Here is an 18959-nt window from a genome sequence, read left to right on the forward strand (position 1 = left end):
CCAAAAGAAATTAAGCAAGTGCTAGAATCTTTAGATTAGAAAAAAGCTCACGCTTTAAAAAATAGTAATTTGAGATGTGCTGTACTTGTCTACATACAAAAAGCGCAGGAAAATCCTGCGCTTAGGTAATTATGGTTTTCGTTTATATGTCCACTGACGATTATGGTTAGATGTTTGTGGAAATGCATCTCCCGCGTTTAGCTTAACCATTTTCGGATGCTTCACCATGCTGCCCGTTTCGCCGATTTCCACGTATGTTCCGTCATTGGGCGCCTTTTGTCCTGGACGGAATCGATGATTTTGACCCATGTGCATCTCTCCTTATGGGGAAGTTGTTACGCATTTATTATGTCCTTGATGGGCAGGTTTATGCTCTTTAAAAACAGATACAGAAACGAAATTTTGCTACTGTCACAAAAAAACTGGCCACTTCGGCCAGCTAACAAGGAGAGTCAAACAACTTATACGAGAAGATTACATACATTATTATAAGCGCTTTCTTTTCTTTATGAAACCCTTTTCACAAATTGTACATATTTTTCTGATTTTACAAAAATTCACCTATGTTTCCCTTGACTTTTTCAATCATGAGTAGACAACCTTATGGAAAAGAGCGTAAGATGGAATTGTAAAAATATTTCAGATAAAAGGTGAAACTATGCGAAACCAACATCTTATTGCAGTAGATTTAGACGGTACTTTGCTGAAGGACAATAAAACCATTTCGGCTCGAACGAAAAGCGCCCTGCAAAAGGCGCGCGCTCAGGGACATTTGGTGGCGATTTCAACAGGCCGTCCTTACCGGGCAAGCAGTTTGTATTATCAAGAACTGCAGCTTGATACACCTATTGTTAACTTCAATGGTGCATACGTTCATCACCCGTTAGACGCATCATGGGGTAGCTATCACACACCACTTGAATTGCAAACTGCAAAAGCAATTGTGGAAGCTTGTGCATCGTTTGGCATTAAAAATATCTATGCTGAAGTTATTGATGATGTATATGTAAAACAAATTGATGAAGGCATGAAACATATTTTCCAATTTGGTTCTCCCAAAGTGTATACAGGCGACCTGTTACATATTTTAAACCATGATCCAACATGCTTGCTTATTGATGCGGATGAGCATATGGTAGAAGAAATTCGAGCGCATCTAACAGATGTGCATGCAGAAGTTATTGATCATCGCCGCTGGGCCGCACCATGGCATATTATTGAAATTGTCAAAACCGGCATGAACAAAGCTGTTGGTCTTAAAATGCTAACGGATTACTACAACATCTCTCCTGAACATGTTATTGCTTTTGGAGATGAAGACAACGATTTTGAAATGATTGAATTTGCCGGACGCGGCGTCGCCATGGGCAATGCCATTGATGAACTGAAAAGCTTGGCCAATGATGTGACGCTAACAAATGAAGAAGACGGCATTGCTTTGTATTTAGAAGATTTGCTTGGCTTATAATTTCCATTCATAGCTCTCCTCCTTTAACACATACTACAAAAGACACCACAAGTGTCAGCCAATGTAGAGGGGGAATATATGATGGGCAAAAAGAACAAATCAAAACGTTTCGTACAACAAGGATCTGATGCTGTTATGAAACATGATGAGAAAATCCCGTATCATTTAACCCTGGCCGAGGCCGAAGCACAAAAAGAACGCAATAACTCTTCTTTAGGAGGGATATAATGGGTAACATGCTATTTCAACAAGCACGAGATGCAGTGACCCAAGCCGTTCAGTGCACCGGGGCCGAACAACCGCAGATGGTAGAGAAGGCAAAAAATGCTCTCTCATCCGCCTATGCAAATTCTTCTACAGCGGAAAAAGCACAGCTGCGTGAAATGCAGCAGCAATTACAAGATTTACAATAGTAAAAAGGAGAGTCGCCTGACTCTCCTTTATTCTTTTCGAAACAACCCTAGCACAGTCTCCGTATGTACAACATTCGTAAATGCCTTCGGGTCCACCTCATGGATAATGCGCTGTAAATCATATAACTCATAGCGTGTTATCACAATCATCAGCATTTCTTTGTTTTCATTTGTAAACGCACCTGTTGCAGGAAGGCTTGTAATGCCCCGCACAAGGTGGGCATGAATGGCTTTACGCAGCTCTGGTCCATGCTTCGTTACAATAAATGTTGTCAGCTTAACGTGCCGTGTGTGAATCGCATCGATTAAGCGCGTCGAAGCATATAAAGACACAAGGGTATATAATGCTTTTTCCCAGCCGTACAAATAACCTGCTGTTAAAATAATAAACGCATTAAATGTAAAAAAGTATGTACCCAATGGCTTATCTTTAATACGAGACAAAATCATCGCGATAATGTCCAGTCCACCTGTTGAAGCGCCCCATTTTAATGTTAAACCAATACCAATTGCCGCAATCACACCACCAAATACCGCATTTAATATAATATCAGTCGATACAGTTTTAATAGGAATAATTTCTAAAAAAAGTGTGGTAAACGCAATGCTAATAAAGCTAAAGATTGTAAACGACCGCCCTACCTTCAACCACGCTAAAATAACAACGGGTATATTAAATGCGATATATAAAATACCGGTAGAAATACTAACTGGCGTAAAATCCCCAAGTACGCGCGACAACAGCTGCGCCAATCCCGCAAACCCACTGGCATATACGTTTGCTGGAATTAAAAACAAATTCATAGCAACTGCATTTAAAACGCCGCCAAGCATCACAATAAACAACTTCTTCACTAACTCTGTATAAGGTAATTTCAGGTCCAAAACACTCGCTCCTTCCTCATACATAGTCTGTACGGAAACGGGAAAGCTAAACCCATAACCTACAAGGAGGCATTTCTATGTCTAACACAAGCGACAACGATAAAAAAGCAAAAGACAACAACGCAAAGCGTCGCCAAAAAAACCTAGAGCGCGCTAAAAACGCCACGAACGGCAAGCACTCCTACTCAGAAAAAACAGATCATTTATAAGAAAAGCGGAAGCGGCTCGTTTAGGTGCCGAATCAGAGGTTCTCTGACCAAAAAGGCGCTTTCTGCCTTTATGGGCGGAGGTTCTCTGATGGTAGCACCTAGCCGCTGAAGCTGGATCACCAAGAAAAGCGGAAGCGGCTCGTTCAGCTCCATAGGGCTGAGGTTCCTGGCACAAAAAGGCGCTTTTTGCCTTTATGAGCCAGGGTTCTCGGACCGGAGGAGCTAGCCGCTGGAGCTGGATCAAGAAAAGCGGAGCCGACCGCTTAGGCACAGAACCTAAGGTTCTCAGCCCTAAAAGGCGTTCTTTGCCTTTTTGTGGGTGAGGTTCTTAGGTGGCAGGGCCTGGGAGGCGCAGCTGGACACTAGAAAAGCGGAAGCGGCTCGTTCAGGTGCCGAATCATGACCAAAAAGCCGCTTTCTGCCTTTATGGGCGGAGGTTCTCTGATGGTAGCACCTAGCCGCTGAAGCTGGATCAAGAAAAGCGGAGCCGACCGCTTAGGTATAGAACCTAAGGTTCTCGGACCAAAAGCACGGGTGTACACCCGTGCTTTTTAGCGTTTAAAATATGTCCAACCTTCTTCTTGATAGATCTTTTCTTCCTTCATTAACTTACCAAGCGCGCGCTTAAACGCAGCCTTGCTAATTGAAAAGCGCTCCTGAATGTCAACAGGGTCACTTTTGTCCCAAAATGGCATGGCACCTCCTCGGCTTTCCATGTACTCATAAATCATCTGTGCATCTGCGTCCATACCTTCCTGCTTACGAGGCAGCAGCGATACATTAATCGTCCCATCTTCTTTGACATTAATAATGCGGCCAGACACTCGCTGTCCCATACGCGGCTCTTCCTTGCGCTCCGTGCGATGAATAAAGCCGATAAAGTGCTCGTCCGTAAAAATAGCCGAGCCTTCATGCATTGTTTTATAAATACGACCGCTCACATTTTTATTTTGCATAGACGGCGTTGCCTCCACCATCATATCTTCAATTTCATCATCTGTGGCACGAAGGGCAATTAAATTTCCGCGCCCCGTTACTTTTAGGCGGCAATATACTTCATCGCCCTCATCTGGCCAAACACCACGATAGCCCGGAAGTTCGTCATGGGGCATTAAAATATCCTTAGATACGCCAATATCAACAAATACACCCTTGCGCGGCAATACCTTCACAACTGTTGCCCAGTTGTAATTCTCTGTGGTCACAAGCGGCGTTTTCATCGTTGCCGTTAAACGACCTTGGTGGTCAAAATATAAAAACACATCAATGGAATCGCCTTCCTCAATCTCTCCCACTACTTCATTTCTATGTAAAAATACTTCTTCCGTATCATAACCAACCATATAACCGATTTCCGTTTCACGAAGAACCGTTACCATTTGTACATTTCCTGGTTGTAACATTTCCATTCCTCTCTTCCGTTTACAAAATTGTATAAAGCACGCTTTACCTCACAAAGAAGCTACTTTTAACTTTATGTGCCAAACGACTTTCCATTATAACATGATTCTTCCTTCATTTGTCGAAATCCCCAAATTTCCTTATAATAAAGCTAGACAAGTTTTATGGAGGTGTCTTTATGTCAAAAGAAAGCTCATTTGATATTGTGTCCAAAATTGAAATGCCTGAAGTAACAAATGCGGTAAATCTTGCTTTAAAAGAGATTCAAACACGTTATGACTTTAAAGGAAGTAAAAGCAACATTACTGTTGAAAAGGATGGCCTTGTGCTTGTATCAGACGATGACTACAAACTAAGCCAGCTAAAAGACGTCCTAATCAGCAAGCTAGTCAAACGCGGTATTCCTATTAAGAACCTAGAGTACGGTAAGCTTGAAAATGCCTCAGGCGGAACTGTACGTCAGCATGCATCTATTAAACAAGGCATTGACCGCGATGATGCAAAGAAAATTAACAACATTATCAAAGATTTGAAGCTAAAAGTAAAAAGTCAAATTCAAGAAGATCAAATTCGCGTAACAGGAAAAAATCGCGATGATTTGCAGGCTGTTATCGCCGCTGTACGTCAAGCTGACTTATCGGTAGATGTGCAGTTTATCAACTACCGCTAAAAAAACGCCGAGAAACTCGGCGTTTTTTATAATTCGTCTACTAACTTCTCCGCTACTTTTCGGTATAGATTGCTCATATTGACAAGAGAAGCAATGAGGAGAATTCGTTCTTCCTGCGATCGCAGTTTTTCGTTTTCAGCAAGTACTTCTGTTTGAAATCGTTCTACATTACCGGCAAGAAGCTCCGAATATTGACTATAAAAGGCAGCCAAATCAAGCGTGCCATCTACCATTTCTTGTTGCAAATAATCTAGCAGTTTTTTTATATCTTGTATAGATAATACTCCTTTAAGCTGATAAATCAGACTAATCATCATTAAATGTTCGCGGCTGTATTTCTTATTTTTAATAGGAGGCAACAACTTTCCTTTTGCATAGTTATTAATCATCGTTTTTGTTAGAACTTTATCATCTTTATCCCGTGTTGTTTCTCCATACACATTCTCAAACAGTTGAATGACTTGATCCATATATAAATCTATATTTGGCATATCTGAGAGCGTAAGCTGCTTCCCTAGCTGTAGCTCTGCTATAATTTGTTCTATATCCTTCACGATCCAAACTCCTTTTTTACAACAATAATATGTATTTTCATTATAGCATACACACAACCGATATTAAACGTTGACCACATAACGTATTATATGTATCATAATAAGTAGTATTAAAAACTACATAAAGTAGTCATAGGAGGTTTATGATATGAAAACGTACATTCGCGAACCTATTAACGGCTTAACTCATCTAGCCGGAGCCATTTTGTCGTTTATCGCTCTTTTGGCTATGGTCATTAAAGCATCAGCAGAAAGTTCTCCGCTGGCAGTTGCCGCCGTCATCGTATTCGGCGTCAGCATGATTTTATTGTATGCGGCCTCAGCGACCTATCATATGGTGATTGCCAAAGACCATGTTATTTCTTTTTTAAGACGACTTGATCATTCTATGATTTTTATTTTAATTGCTGGTTCTTATACGCCCTTTTGCCTGGTAACCTTGCGCGGCTTCACCGGCTGGACCTTATTTGCAGCTGTTGTTGCAATAGCTGTATGTGGTATTGTGTTTAAAATGATTTGGTTTCATTGCCCGAGATGGCTGTCCACTGTTTTGTACATTGCCATGGGCTGGATGATTGTATTCGCCGCTTCTCCACTTGCAAAATCACTTCATCCACAAGGACTATTTTGGCTCATTCTCGGCGGTATGCTTTATACAATCGGTGGTATCATTTACGGCATGAAGCCTAAGCTACTGGCGTTTAAATATATGGGCTATCATGAAATTTTCCATATTTTCATTATGCTTGGTAGCTTCGCTCATTTCTTATGCGTATTCCTATATGTTATTTAAGCGCGGGCTCTCACAAAAGATGAGAGCTTTTTTTCCGTTCACATGACAAACCTTACAAAGATAGAAAAAAGATCTTCTCTCTATTTTATGTACTCTTCCCAAGCATAAGAGCTGTTTTTCTATCTGTACTTCGTATAGTATAATCTTGTATAAAAAAGAACGGATGATTCTATGTTTATCCCAAGGAGGAAGCATGCTTCAAAAATTTGGTTTTTCTCAATATGAAAGTAAAGTATACGAAACACTCAGCGCTGGAGATGAGCCTATGGATGCGACGACAATTGTTAAATATTCCGGTGTTCCAAAGGCAAAGATATATGAAGTTTTATCTCGTATGATCGATAAGGGGCTTATTATGGACACTGTATCAGAAAAGAAAAAGCTATATGCTGCTTTGCCAATACATATTGTCATTGAAAAACTGACACAGGATTTCCAAACAAACATTACTGAGCTTAAAAATCGTAAATCTCAAAAAAACTTTGGAGACGATCGTGTGTGGAGCTTAAAGGTTCGCTCTTCTATTGATGCAGGTTGTAAAATGCTGATTGAAGAAGCAAGTGAATCCATTTACATCTCGGCATGGCATGATGATTTGGCTCCTTATATTCCACTTCTTGAAGAAAAGGAACGACAAGGTGTAGCTATTGAGGGCTTAGTGATTGGCCGCATAGAAACAAACTTATCTCATCTGCATAGCCTGATTCCGTCTGAAGAACACAAGGTTTTAGAGAGATTTCAGCTTGTCGTAGCTGACCACAAGGAAGTTCTTTTCGCTGGCGTAGAGGGAGGAAATTGGCAAGCCATGCGAACAATGGCGCAACCCTTCGTAAAGTTTTTCATCGACTTCTTCTACCACGATGTTGCTTTAGTCCGGATTACTGACAAATATTTAGATCAGCTCAATCACGATGAAGAGATTAGACGGTTATTGTTGCGGTTAAAATACTAAGGTCGGAAACAGTTTCACGTACCAATCAAACCTAGCAAGAGCATGTAAGCCCTGTCTCACGCAGTGGCTTATTTGCTGTTTTTTTAAAAAATTTCTTGCTGTTTCACTCTTTAAAGGTTACTATTTTAGTAGTAACTTTTAAGAAGGAGGACGTCTTCATGAACATGCGCGTGTATATTCTGGCGGCGGCCGCCTTTATCGTCGGAACAGTTGAATTTATCATTGGCGGCATTTTAAAACTGGTTGCTGATGATCTAGATGTTTCAATTGGAGCGGCCGGACAGCTGATTTCGGTGTTTTCATTGTTTTTCGCCTTTTCAGCCCCTGTTTTGCTAAACATAACCGCAAAAATGGAGCGCAAACGACTCTATATATGGACGATGTTTGTATTCTTACTAGGCAATATCCTTGCGGCAATGAGTGCTGATTATACAATGCTCATGATTGCAAGAATTCTAACAGCCATCACCGGCTCATTGCTGATTGTACTTACGATTACAATTGCATCTGGCATTGTAGCACCTGCGTATCAAGGTCGTGCAATTGGCACAGTCTTTATGGGCATTAGTGCCTCACTTGTGCTTGGAGTTCCGTTCGGTATGGTAATTGGTAATGCTTTTGGTTGGCGTACAACATTTATTGTCATGTCTGTTCTGACGGTTGTAGCCATAATTTGTATCTATAAACTACTTGATCCAATCGAACCAAAACCTGTCGTACCCATTCGAAAACAAATCCAAGCGTTACGCAGCAGTAAAATTCTGAGTGCACAGTTCATCACATTTTTTATGCTAACCGGACATTTAACGCTATACGCGTATTTAACACCGTTCCTGCAGGATGCACTAGGACTAGCGCCAAGTATTGTTACTGCTGTATATTTTATATTTGGCACAGCAGCGGTTATAGGAGGCGGCTTAGGAGGATGGTTATCAGATAAATGGGGACCACAGCGCTCCATTCTCACGATCATCTCATTGTTTGCGATTGTTCTAACTATTTTTCCGCTTGCGACCAAGCTACCTTTGTATGTATTTTTAATCATTCTTGTGATTTGGAGCGCACTAAGCTGGGCGATTGCACCTGCTCAGCAAACTTATCTTATTGAAAGCGCACCAGAAACAGCCGACATCCAGATGGGATTGAATACGTCCGCAAGTCATTTTGGGATTGCACTGGGTTCCCTGATTGGGGGCATTGTTATCGAAAAAAGCTCTGTCCTATATAATGCCTGGGCTGGCGTTGTATTTATCCTACTGGCACTTACATGTGCGATTTTCTCCGTCACCAGACGAAGTGAAATCATAGAAACAAATCTAACTAAATCGTAAAGAGAGGTGAATGCCGCTGCGGCATTACCGTAGCGGCCCTACATGAGTGTACATATTGAAGCAAAACAAGGTGAAATTGCAGAACGCATCCTTCTTCCAGGAGACCCACTTCGTGCAAAATACATCGCAGAAACATTTTTAGAAGATGTAACTTGCTATAACAATGTGCGCGGTATGCTTGGCTTTACAGGCACATACAAAGGCGTGCGTGTATCTGTACAAGGAACAGGTATGGGTGTACCATCTATCTCCATCTATGTAAACGAATTAATGCGCGAATACGGCGTTAAAACATTGATTCGCGTTGGTACATGCGGTGGTATTCAAAAAGATGTTAATGTGCGCGACGTAATCATCGCAATGACAGCCTGCACAGACTCTAACATGAACCGCCTGACATTCCCAGGCTTTGACTTTGCACCTTGTGCAAACTTCGACCTACTGAAAAAAGCTTACGAAGCCGGAGTAGAACAGAACCTGAAGGTACGCGTTGGTAACGTATTAACAGCAGATGTATTTTACCGCGAAAGCATGGACATGGTGAAAAAACTAGGTGAATACGGCGTACTTGCAGTAGAAATGGAAACAACAGCACTTTACACACTTGCAGCTAAATATAATGCAAAGGCACTATCTATTCTAACAGTGAGCGATCACATCTTCACTGGTGAAGAAACAACAGCAGAAGAGCGCCAAACAACATTCAATGATATGATTATCATGGCATTGGAAGCAGCAATTAAAGAATAATAAGACAAGCATCCGTCCAGGCGGATGCTTCTTCTTTTACTCTCTCGGGGTCTGCAAGGCGTTCTTGCGGGACACCTCACCTCTCTTTTCACTTCTCTCGTGCTCCGCGAGACGCTCTTGCGGGACACCTCACCTCCCTTTTACTCTCTCTCGTGCTCCGCGAGACGCTCTTGCGGGACACCTCACCTCTCTTTTCACTTCTCTCGTGCTCCGCGAGACGCTCTTGTGGGACACCTCACCTCTCTTTTACTCTCTCTCGTGCTCCGCGAGACGCTCTTGTGGGACACCTCACCTCCCTTTTACCCTCTCTCGTGCTCCGCGAGACGCTCTTGCGGGACACCTCACCTCCCTTTTACCCTCTCTCGTGCTCCGCGAGACGCTCTTGCGGGACACCTCACCTCTCTTTTCACTTCTCTCGTGCTCCGCGAGACGCTCTTGCGGGACACCTCACCTCTCTTTTACCTTCTCTCGTGCTCCGCGAGACGCTCTTGCGATGCACCTCACCTCTCTTTTACCCTCTCTCGTGCTCCGCGAGACGCTCTTGTGGGACACCTCACCTCTCTTTTACCCTCTCTCGTGCTCCGCGAGACGCTCTTGCGGTGCACCTCACCTCTCTTTTATCCTCTCTCGTGCTCCATCGGTACGTTTTGACTGCTTTTGCTGTAAATTTGTACGATGCCTTGACTACCTTGGATGCGATGCTACCGCCCGAGATGAAGCTTGAGGCGATGATTGCCGCTGCACCGGCTTTTTGATACCATTTCGTATTCGCGCTTGTCAGCATGCGGATCTCATCTCCTGCCACATAGTTTTAGGTAGCTTTAGCCGCTGTTCCTAAGTCATCATAATATGTCCCGTTTCAACTTTAACAAATAAAAAAACTCCTCATACAAGGAGTTTCTTCATTAAAACGTTATCTCTTCACATTCACCGAAACCGTACCGCCTGCTGGCAATGTGATTTCTTCGTTATAGACGCGAATTTGTAGGTCTGCGCCTTCAAATTGTGTGAAGGTTACTTGTTCTTTTGTTACAGCCGCTTTAAAGTTGTGGCCTCTGTATACGATATTGAAGGAATAGCTGTCCCAAGCGCTAGGGATGAATGGGCTAAAGGAAAGCGCTTCGTTGCTTGTGCGCATGCCCGCAAATCCTTGCACAATTGCCAGCCAAGAGCCAGTCATACTTGTAATATGAAGACCATCTTCTGTATCGTTGTTGTAGTTATCCAAATCTAAGCGTGCTGTGCGGTTGTACATTTCATACGCCTTCTCTTCCATTCCAAGCTCCGCTGCCAAAATAGAGTGGATACATGGTGATAGGCTGGATTCATGAACCGTCATTGGCTCATAAAATGCAAAGTTACGTTGCTTTTCTTCCATTGTAAAACGATCGTTAAAGAAGTAAATCCCTTGCAGTACATCCGCTTGCTTAATAAAGCAGCTACGCAAAATTTTATCCCATGACCATTTTTGATTTAATGGACGATCTTCCGCTGCGAGCGTATCAACTGTGCGCAGATCCTTATCCAAAAATGTATCGTGCTGCACAAATACGCCTAGCTCCTCGTCATACGGATAATACATCTTTTCAATAATATCTTGCCATTTTGCTAGCTCTTCATCTGTAATTTGCAAATCAGAAACACGCTCAGCATGACCGTTTTCTTGCAGGTACTTCACTGTCTCTAATGTGTATTCGAGTGTCCAAGCCGCAATTGTGTTTGTATACCAGTTGTTGTTAACATTGTTTTCGTACTCGTTTGGGCCTGTAACACCATGCATCATATAGACGTCTTTTTTCGCATGATAATGGACGCGATCTGCCCAGAAGCGAGAAATGCCTGTTAATACATCGATGCCATACTCCTGTAAGTAGGCTTTATCCCCTGTGTAATTCACATAGTTATAAATAGCATAAGCAATGGCGCCATTACGGTGAATTTCTTCAAATGTAATTTCCCATTCGTTATGGCACTCAATACCCGTGAACGTTACCATTGGATACAGTGCACCCGCAAGCCCTTGCTTGCCTGCATTCACATATGCTTCCGGCAATTGGTTGTGACGATAAATGACTAAATTGCGTGCCACTTCTGGCTTCGCTGTCGAAAGATATAACGGAATTGCGTACGCTTCTGTATCCCAGTACGTAGCACCGCCATATTTTTCACCTGTAAAGCCTTTTGGTCCAATATTTAATCTTGCATCTTCACCGTAGTAAGTGGAGAATAATTGGAACAGGTTAAAACGGATACCTTGTTGTGCTTCAGTGTCACCGTTAATTTCCACATCAGCAATTTCCCAGCGGCTTAACCACCCTTCTTTATGCGCAGCAATAATAGTTTCGTAGCCCTTTGCTAGATTACGTGCCAATACTTCTTTTCCTTTCCCCACAAGCTCGGCGCGGTCATAATCACGATCTGTTGTGACAGCTACATACTTATAAAGTGTCACTTCTTCGCCTTGCTTCGCTGCTACTTCAATTGTATTGTCGACATATTCTTCTTTGCTTGCCTGTTGGACGCTAGTTACGTTTCCAGCTACTTCTATCTTCATTGTCGCCGCAACTTCAAATGTTGGTGTCCCAAATGGATTGTCTTTTGTACGCATAACAATAGAACCTTCATATTCTGTAACCTCTTGGCTCACATGTACCCAGAAGTCTTCATCGTAGTTGGAATCTTCATTGCGTACATCGCCGTCTAAGTAAGGAACAAATGTGATGGTACCATCGTAGTTTAATGGTTTTGCGGTATATTTCATAACGCCAAGCTCACTATCTGCGATAGATAAGAAACGAACTACTTCAAACGCTGTTTCTTTGCCGTCTTGTTCGATTGTAAAACGACGCGTTAAGACACCGTGCTGCATATCAAGCTCACGATAGAACCCTTTTACGTTTGCCGTATATAAATCGACTTCTTGTCCTTCAATCAATACGCGAATACCGATGAAGTTTACAGAGTTGATTACTTTTCCGAAGTAATCTGGATAGCCATTTTTCCACCAGCCAACGCGTGTTTTATCCGGGAACCAAACACCTGCGATATAAGAACCTCGATGAAAATCGCCGCTGTATGTTTCTTCAAAGTTACCGCGCATTCCCATGTGACCGTTGCCAAGACTGTTCATACTCTCCGCCAAACGGAATTCTTCTTTATGTAGCTCTGTTTCAATGATTTTCCATGGATCTACTTGAAATAAACGCTTCATAGTTATCACCTTTTCCTTTTTTGTTAGTGCAATCGTTTGCATTTATTATATGAAGAATCAGCTATGTTATAGACATAGCTGATCATCGTTCATTTGTTTACAAGATTGTCTTTTGATAATCTTATACGGCACGACAATATTTCTTGATGATTGTTCCGGCATTTCAATTTTTTCAATTAAGCTTTTCACAGCTTCGTAACCAAGCTGGAAAATGCGAACATCCACAGATGTCAACGGTGGACAAGCGATTTCGGAAAAGATTACATTATTAAAACTCACGACAGAGACATCATCCGGTACGTGATACCCTTTTTCCGACAGCGTGCTCAGTACACCCATTGCCATTAAATCATCAGTTACGACAATTGCCGTTGGAGGCTGTTCATAAGACATGAGCCTTTCGACGGCAAGCTGTCCTCCTTCACGAAGAAAATCCATGTAAAATACATACTCGTCCGGCAAACGTAAATTCGCAAGCTTAATGGCTTCTCTAAAGCCGGCAAGACGCTCTTTCGTTACCATTAAATCAGGGCTTCCGCCAATGAAGGCGATATGTTCATGTCCGAGAGAAATCAGGTATTCTGTGACTTCTCGACCAGCCATATAGTTATCGTTATCAATATACGTAATCTCTTCGCTAGAGTGATGAGGTTTCCCAATCAAGACAAATGGAAACTGTTGCTCAATCAAGTATTGAATGACCAAGTCGTTCATGCGAGAATAAAGTACGACAATTCCATCCACTCGCTTGCCCTGTACCATCTTCACCACACCTTCAAAGATTTCCTGTTCGGTTTCCCCCGTATTCATGTACAAAGAGTAATCCTTGATATGTGCATAGGAACTGATGCCACGCATCACTTCCGGAAAGAACGGATTTTGAAACGATTTATTGGCCGAACTCGGCATGATAAGTCCAATTGCCTGCGTTGTTTGATTTGCCAAACTTCTGGCGTTGACGTTTGGATGGTAACCGAGCTCATCCATAATTTTACGAACGCGCTTTTTGGTTTTCTCGCTAATGCGAGGACTGTTGGCGATAACACGTGATACTGTGGAAGGTGCAACATTAGCTTTTTTTGCAACATCTTTAATGGTAACAACCATTCACACCATCCTCCTTATGAACCGTTTTCATTATATCATCAAATAAATGAAAGCTGACGCTTTCTGAATGAATTTTTTATGAAGCGCGCTTTGTACCCCTTCTTTTTGCTAATAACAAAAATGTAATGAACAAAATAATAACAGCAGCAATGGAACCAATAAACCCTATATTTAAGCCACTTTTTTCGGCAAGTGCATATACGTTTGCTTGTTCTCGATCAATTACAAGCTTATAACCGTTGTCATCTCGAACAAGATCATCCTGCAAAAGACCTCGAAGCTCCTTATTTCCTTCTAACTGCTCATGTGTAAGCTCTACGGTTTGCGTTTTATCTGTATTATTGATGGCAGTAATAATGACTTCATCTTTATATACTCGCTTAAATACACTCATGCCGTTTTCATCATACAGCATTTCAAAGGTGCCGCGGCGTAGTGCCGGTAAGTCATTACGTAGCTCACCCAGCTTGCTAATGTATTTGAGAAAGTCTTCATCTGTTTTAAAATCCATCAGTCTTCGATTATCCGGATCTTCACCACCATCAAGCGCAATTTCTGTTCCATAGTACATAATCGGGATTCCAGGTGAGGTAAATAAATACGTAAGCGCCAAACGTAAACGTGTCGGCGGATGCTGTTTGTTCTCCTTCGCCACCCTTGTAAAGCGTTTTAAATCATGGTTATCAAGGTATGTGCCAAGCAAGTAGGGATTTTGATAAAAACGCTCATCACGTTTCCACTGGTTAAACAATCGCTCTGCCGATACATTCGGTTTACTGAAGGCTGTTGTAATCTCCCTTTGATAAGGGAAATTCAAAAAAGCATCAATCCCAGTTGCCTCATACTCTGCGATATACGTGGGATCGTTATGATATACTTCTCCAATCAGAAAGAAGTCTTTTTTAAACGCTTTCACTTCTTTGCTGAAATCATTCCAGAATGCTTTTGGTACGTGCTTAACGGCATCAAGACGAAATCCATCTACATCTGTTTGCTTAATCCACCATTTAGCATTATCAATCAGAAACTTTTTCACATCAGGGTTCTCTACATTTAAATCCGGCAAGCCTGCCAACCATCCATTTTCTACTGAGGTTTGATCCTCACCTAAAATCGGTACATTTTCATGAAACCAATCCATCTTAGCAGGATCCTTTAACCACGGATGCTTATAGCCTGTATGGTTGCCGACAAAATCAAGAAGTACCTTCATGTCACGCTTATGAGCCTCTTTCACAAGCCGCTTCATATCTTTCATGGAACCAAAATGCTCTTCTACCTTAAAATAATCGTTTGTCCAATAACCATGGTATCCGCCTTGTTCGTTATCGATAACAGGTGTTAACCAAATCGCTGTAAACCCCATTTTTTGAATATAATCGAGACGCTTAATGATTCCTTCTAAGTCGCCGCCGTTATATTCTTTTAAATTCTCCGGGTCTACGTTAAAATCATTTTTTGGCTCCCCATTGTTGAATCGATCAACCATGATGAAATAAATCGATTCATCTTGCCAGCCTTTTTCTTCTTTTTCAGCAGCCGAAATTGGCTGAACATAAAAAATAAGAAACGGGATTAGCAATAGTGATATCACTTTTTTGCACATCTCCGCTCCTCCTTCCCTTCCCATTCTTATCCTTTCGTACCGCCGGCAGTTAGACCGGAAATAAAGTACTTTTGAAGCGACAAGAATAGTATAGCAATTGGAATTGCGATTAGAACAGACCCTGCGGCGAATTTTGTAAATTCGTTACCGAATTGCTTCGCTACTAAGTCATACAATCCAACAGCCAATGTATATTTTTCTTCAGATCGAATTAAGATTTTCGCGATAATGAAGTCAGTAAACGGTCCAATAAAATTAAATAGCGCTACAACCGCGATAATTGGTTTTGCAAGCGGCATGATAATTTGAATGAAAATACGGAAATGACCTGCACCGTCCATGCGCGCTGACTCATCCAGCTCCTTTGGAATTGTATCCAAGTAACCCTTCATCAACCATGTGTTCATTGGAATGGCACCGCCAACATAAATCAAAATCAATGAAAGGTGTGTATCAATTAGCCCTGTTAATTGCGCTAAAATGAACAACGCAATTAACGCTGAAAAGTTTGGAATCATTTGTAATACAAGGAATGTTACCAAACCATTTTTACGACCAACAAAGCGATACCGTGAGAATGCATAAGCCGTAAAGCTAATTGCCAATACAGAAAAGAACATTGTTGCTAAACAAATCTTCAATGTATTCCAGTACCAAAGCAAATAATTGCTTTGGGTTGTATCAAACAGCTCCTTATAATGAACCAAAGATGCGTTCTTCGGAATCATAGTCGAGCCTGACAAGCTATCACCCGGGTTAAAAGATGAACCGATGATCCATACAACCGGATATAAAACGATAGCGGACATAATTAAAATAACGATGTACGATAAAGTGAGCCGAATCGCTCTTTCTAGTTTTAGGTTCATATCACATCATATCCTCTTCTTGGAATGATTTTGTTCTCTTGAATTGCCATAATGCTACTGTAATAACAACTATGGATAGCAGCAATGTGATGGCAGCAGCTTTCCCGTACTGTGAAGATGTCATTGTTAAGCTGTAAATCCAAGAAATCAAAATATCTGTTGAGCCGGCGTTTTGTCCTGGTACTGCTGGTCCCCCGCCATTAAACAGGTAAATCAAGTTAAAGTTATTAAAGTTAAACGTGTATTGCGTAATTAAAATTGGAGCTGTTGCGTACAACACAAGTGGCAATGTAATTTTTGTGAACTTCTGCCAAATTGTTGCGCCGTCAATTGTCGCAGCTTCATATAAGTCAGCTGGAATAGACTGCAAAATACCAGTAACCATCGCGAAGATAAACGGAAATCCAAGCCAAGTTTGCAATAAAATAATTGCCGTTCTTGTCCAGAATGGATCTGTCATCCACTGTTTGGGATCGATTCCAAACATCGCTAAAATCTGGTTGTTAATTGCACCAAAAGATTCATTAAACATCCCTGCAAATACAAGAATAGATACGAAAGCAGGTACGGCCCAAGGTAAAATGAAAATCGTACGGATAATTGCCTTTCCTTTTAGGTCAGGTTGGTTAACAATGATTGCAAGGAAAATACCAAGTCCCACTTGTAGTGTTGTTGCGGTAAACGTCCAAACAATTGTCCAGCCTAATACGCTAAGGAATGTATCTCTCCACATTGGTAATGTGAACAACTCAACGAAGTTTTGGAATCCTATCCAATCAACAAGCTTCGCTGGTGGCGAGTGATACAAGTCGTAGTTTGTAAAACCGAGCAAAATAACGAATAAAATTGGGAAGATAACAACGAATACCAGTAAAACAAAACCTGGTGTAATCATTAAGTATGGAAATCCATTGTCAATCAAGTTGCGATATTGCTCTTTTACCGAGTTAAGTGGAATACCCAAATCGCGTTTTTTACCATTTACATACGCATCTCTCAAGTTAAATCCATAAATCACTAACCCAAATCCTACAACAATAATTGCCAAGATACCTTCTACTAATAAAAAAATGGAGTGATCACGTGGCACTTCTTCGCCAAGTGTAACAAGTCCCCATAACCCCATGTTTAACAAATCTCTAAATGCAATAAAAAAAGCTCCCGTTAAAACAAATAAAACAATACCCTTTAAAATTTGGCGGTTATACATTTGTCCAAATCCTGGAATAATAGATAACCATGTTGCCGTTTTTGCGTGCTTTGTACTTTGTGCAGGTTGTACAATATGTTCCATGTTTCTGGGTTCCCCCTTCTCTACTCATTACCCTTTATGAATAGGAGGTTGTACCCCAGTTCGGGGCACAACCTTATTGAGTGTTATATTATTTCTTCTTGTGGTTCGTTTTGATGTTTGTATCAATTTGTTTCACAGCTTCGTCTAAAGCTTTCTTAGAATCAGACTTGCCAGTTACGATTGTTTGTAATGCACTTGCAGCTGGTGCCCATACTTCACCCATTTCAGGAATGTTTGGCATTGGAATTGCAGATTGAGATTGCTCAGCAACTGCTTTTGCACCTTCATCAGTAAATGTGTCGATCAGAGACTTTACTGGCGGAATTTCTTTTGTTTGCTCGTAACGTACTTTAGAGTTTTCTTCGTTTGTTACAAACTCAAGGAACTTTGTAGCCAATTCTTGTTTCTTAGAGTAAGAAGAGATGTGATAGCCTTTTACGCCCAAGAATGTTTTTACGCGCTCACCGTTTGGAAGTGTTGGCATTGGAGCTACACCGTAGTCGATACCTGCTGTTTTATAACCTTGAAATGCCCATGGTCCGTTCATAACAGCAGCAGCTTTGCTTTCATTAAATAAAGCATCCATCGCAGCGCCACCATTTTCACCGATAATACCTTTTGGGAATAGGTTTTCTTTGTACCATTTTGCAATATAGTCAGCACCTTTTACAGCACCGTCGTTGTTTAAACCAAGTTTCGTTGGATCTAGATTACCAGCTTCACCGCCGAATACGAAGCCACCCATACCGCTAAGTATACCGTTCGCGAAGTAGAAGTTATCCCAAAGAGCCAAGAAACCGTATTTTCCGTCTTTTGTAAAACCTTTAGAGAATGTGTAAAGCTCATCCATTGTCTTAGGAGCTTGTGGCATCAATTTTTTGTTATAAATGAATACAGGTGTTTCAATTGCTTTTGGTAAACCATACAACTTACCTTGGAAACTTTCTGCATTAATTGCAACGTCTGTGAATGTGCTAGCTTTGTCAGTTTTAATTTCAGCAAGCAAGCCTTCTGTTACAGCGCCACCAATTTGGTCATGCGGTAAAGTAATGATATCAGGACCTGTTCCAGCTGGACCGTCAAGACGAAGCTGCTTTAATTGGTCTGTTGTGTTAAGCTCTTTAATCTTAACTTTAACTCCATTTTCTTTTTCAAACTTTGCAACAGCATCTTTAATACCGTTTAATTTGTCTTTGTCTTCCCAAACAACAAGTGTTTTATCGTCTACTTTCTTGTTGTCTGTTGTTTTTTTGCTATCCTCTTTTGGTCCGCATGCTGCTAACATACCAACAGCTAACGCAGGAACAGTCAATAAAGATAACGCTTTCACTTTCTTCATCAGGAAAACCCCCTAGATTAAATTAAAAATAGTTCAAACGTTTGCAGTAACTTTGCTAGCGTTTGCAAAATTAGTGAAAACGTTTGCGCTTGTCATGCTCTTATTAT

At 41.4% G+C, this 18959-nt stretch carries 19 protein-coding genes; 9 read left to right on the forward strand and 10 right to left on the reverse strand.

Features of this window, described 5'->3' with window-relative positions:
• Positions 1–129: 129 nt before the first annotated feature.
• The gene (locus tag EEJ45_RS13630) at positions 130–309 is read right to left on the reverse strand and encodes a YjzC family protein (RefSeq protein WP_124565362.1); all 180 of its coding nucleotides are present in this window, start codon (positions 307–309) and stop codon (positions 130–132) included.
• A 349-nt stretch (positions 310–658) separates the two neighbouring features.
• On the opposite strand from EEJ45_RS13630, the gene EEJ45_RS13635 reads away from it, so the two are divergent.
• From EEJ45_RS13635 to EEJ45_RS13645, 3 genes are all read left to right on the forward strand, one after another.
• Positions 659–1468, forward strand: a complete 810-nt coding sequence (locus EEJ45_RS13635; protein WP_124565363.1) for a Cof-type HAD-IIB family hydrolase — start codon at positions 659–661, stop codon at positions 1466–1468.
• An 81-nt stretch (positions 1469–1549) separates the two neighbouring features.
• Positions 1550–1696 carry a competence protein gene (locus EEJ45_RS13640; protein ID WP_124565401.1) on the forward strand — a complete coding sequence of 49 codons (147 nt, stop codon included), beginning with the start codon at positions 1550–1552 and terminating at the stop codon, positions 1694–1696.
• Positions 1696–1881 (forward strand): DUF3813 domain-containing protein, encoded by a 186-nt coding sequence (locus tag EEJ45_RS13645; protein ID WP_124565364.1) that lies wholly within the window; start codon positions 1696–1698, stop codon positions 1879–1881. Before EEJ45_RS13640 ends, EEJ45_RS13645 begins: the two co-directional genes overlap by 1 nt.
• Positions 1882–1908: 27 nt before the next feature.
• Here the strand turns inward: EEJ45_RS13645 and EEJ45_RS13650 are convergent, their stop codons facing one another.
• A complete protein-coding gene (locus EEJ45_RS13650) occupies positions 1909–2766 on the reverse strand; it encodes a YitT family protein (protein ID WP_124565365.1) in 858 nt (285 codons plus the stop codon).
• Between the two features lie 77 nt (positions 2767–2843).
• Here EEJ45_RS13650 and EEJ45_RS13655 point away from each other — a divergent pair, with 77 nt between their 5' ends.
• Positions 2844–2975: a DUF3941 domain-containing protein gene (locus EEJ45_RS13655; protein ID WP_124565366.1), complete on the forward strand. Its 132-nt coding sequence runs from the start codon at positions 2844–2846 to the stop codon at positions 2973–2975.
• 551 nt (positions 2976–3526) lie between these two features.
• Here EEJ45_RS13655 and EEJ45_RS13660 read toward each other — a convergent pair.
• Positions 3527–4378, reverse strand: coding sequence for a CvfB family protein (locus tag EEJ45_RS13660; protein ID WP_245999920.1), 852 nt, complete (start codon positions 4376–4378; stop codon positions 3527–3529).
• Between the two features lie 176 nt (positions 4379–4554).
• Between EEJ45_RS13660 and EEJ45_RS13665 the strand changes: the two genes are divergently transcribed.
• Positions 4555–5046: a YajQ family cyclic di-GMP-binding protein gene (locus EEJ45_RS13665; protein WP_124565368.1), complete on the forward strand. Its 492-nt coding sequence runs from the start codon at positions 4555–4557 to the stop codon at positions 5044–5046.
• A 26-nt stretch (positions 5047–5072) separates the two neighbouring features.
• On the opposite strand, the gene EEJ45_RS13670 is transcribed toward EEJ45_RS13665, so the two are convergent.
• Positions 5073–5600, reverse strand: a complete 528-nt coding sequence (locus EEJ45_RS13670; protein ID WP_124565369.1) for a DUF1836 domain-containing protein — start codon at positions 5598–5600, stop codon at positions 5073–5075.
• Positions 5601–5748: 148 nt separating this feature from the next.
• Here EEJ45_RS13670 and trhA point away from each other — a divergent pair, with 148 nt between their 5' ends.
• The 4 genes from trhA to deoD all read left to right on the forward strand — a co-directional run bounded on the left by trhA (position 5749) and on the right by deoD (position 9426).
• Positions 5749–6393 (forward strand): PAQR family membrane homeostasis protein TrhA, encoded by a 645-nt coding sequence (gene trhA / locus EEJ45_RS13675; protein ID WP_124565370.1) that lies wholly within the window; start codon positions 5749–5751, stop codon positions 6391–6393.
• 193 nt (positions 6394–6586) lie between these two features.
• On the forward strand, positions 6587–7345 hold the full coding sequence (locus EEJ45_RS13680) for a TrmB family transcriptional regulator (RefSeq protein WP_124565371.1): 759 nt from the start codon (positions 6587–6589) through the stop codon (positions 7343–7345).
• A gap of 158 nt (positions 7346–7503) precedes the next feature.
• Positions 7504–8676, forward strand: a complete 1173-nt coding sequence (locus EEJ45_RS13685) for an MFS transporter (RefSeq protein ID WP_124565372.1) — start codon at positions 7504–7506, stop codon at positions 8674–8676.
• A 42-nt stretch (positions 8677–8718) separates the two neighbouring features.
• Positions 8719–9426, forward strand: coding sequence for a purine-nucleoside phosphorylase (deoD, locus tag EEJ45_RS13690; protein ID WP_124565373.1), 708 nt, complete (start codon positions 8719–8721; stop codon positions 9424–9426).
• Between the two features lie 913 nt (positions 9427–10339).
• Here the strand turns inward: deoD and EEJ45_RS13695 are convergent.
• From EEJ45_RS13695 to EEJ45_RS13720, 6 genes are all read right to left on the reverse strand, one after another.
• Positions 10340–12637, reverse strand: a complete 2298-nt coding sequence (locus EEJ45_RS13695) for a glycoside hydrolase family 65 protein (RefSeq protein ID WP_380018297.1) — start codon at positions 12635–12637, stop codon at positions 10340–10342.
• A gap of 66 nt (positions 12638–12703) precedes the next feature.
• Positions 12704–13744 (reverse strand): LacI family DNA-binding transcriptional regulator, encoded by a 1041-nt coding sequence (locus EEJ45_RS13700; protein WP_124565374.1) that lies wholly within the window; start codon positions 13742–13744, stop codon positions 12704–12706.
• Between the two features lie 76 nt (positions 13745–13820).
• The gene (locus EEJ45_RS13705) at positions 13821–15350 is read right to left on the reverse strand and encodes an alpha-amylase family glycosyl hydrolase (RefSeq protein ID WP_124565375.1); all 1530 of its coding nucleotides are present in this window, start codon (positions 15348–15350) and stop codon (positions 13821–13823) included.
• Positions 15351–15376: 26 nt separating this feature from the next.
• Positions 15377–16219 carry a sugar ABC transporter permease gene (locus EEJ45_RS13710; RefSeq protein ID WP_124565376.1) on the reverse strand — a complete coding sequence of 281 codons (843 nt, stop codon included), beginning with the start codon at positions 16217–16219 and terminating at the stop codon, positions 15377–15379.
• Between the two features lies 1 nt (position 16220).
• Positions 16221–17513 carry a sugar ABC transporter permease gene (locus EEJ45_RS13715; protein WP_124565377.1) on the reverse strand — a complete coding sequence of 431 codons (1293 nt, stop codon included), beginning with the start codon at positions 17511–17513 and terminating at the stop codon, positions 16221–16223.
• Positions 17514–17601: 88 nt separating this feature from the next.
• Positions 17602–18852 carry an extracellular solute-binding protein gene (locus tag EEJ45_RS13720; protein ID WP_124565378.1) on the reverse strand — a complete coding sequence of 417 codons (1251 nt, stop codon included), beginning with the start codon at positions 18850–18852 and terminating at the stop codon, positions 17602–17604.
• Positions 18853–18959 lie beyond the last annotated feature (107 nt).

The organism is Ectobacillus antri (assembly GCF_003852715.1).
In the GTDB taxonomy this organism is placed as follows: Bacteria; Bacillota; Bacilli; order Bacillales; family Bacillaceae_G; genus Ectobacillus; species Ectobacillus antri.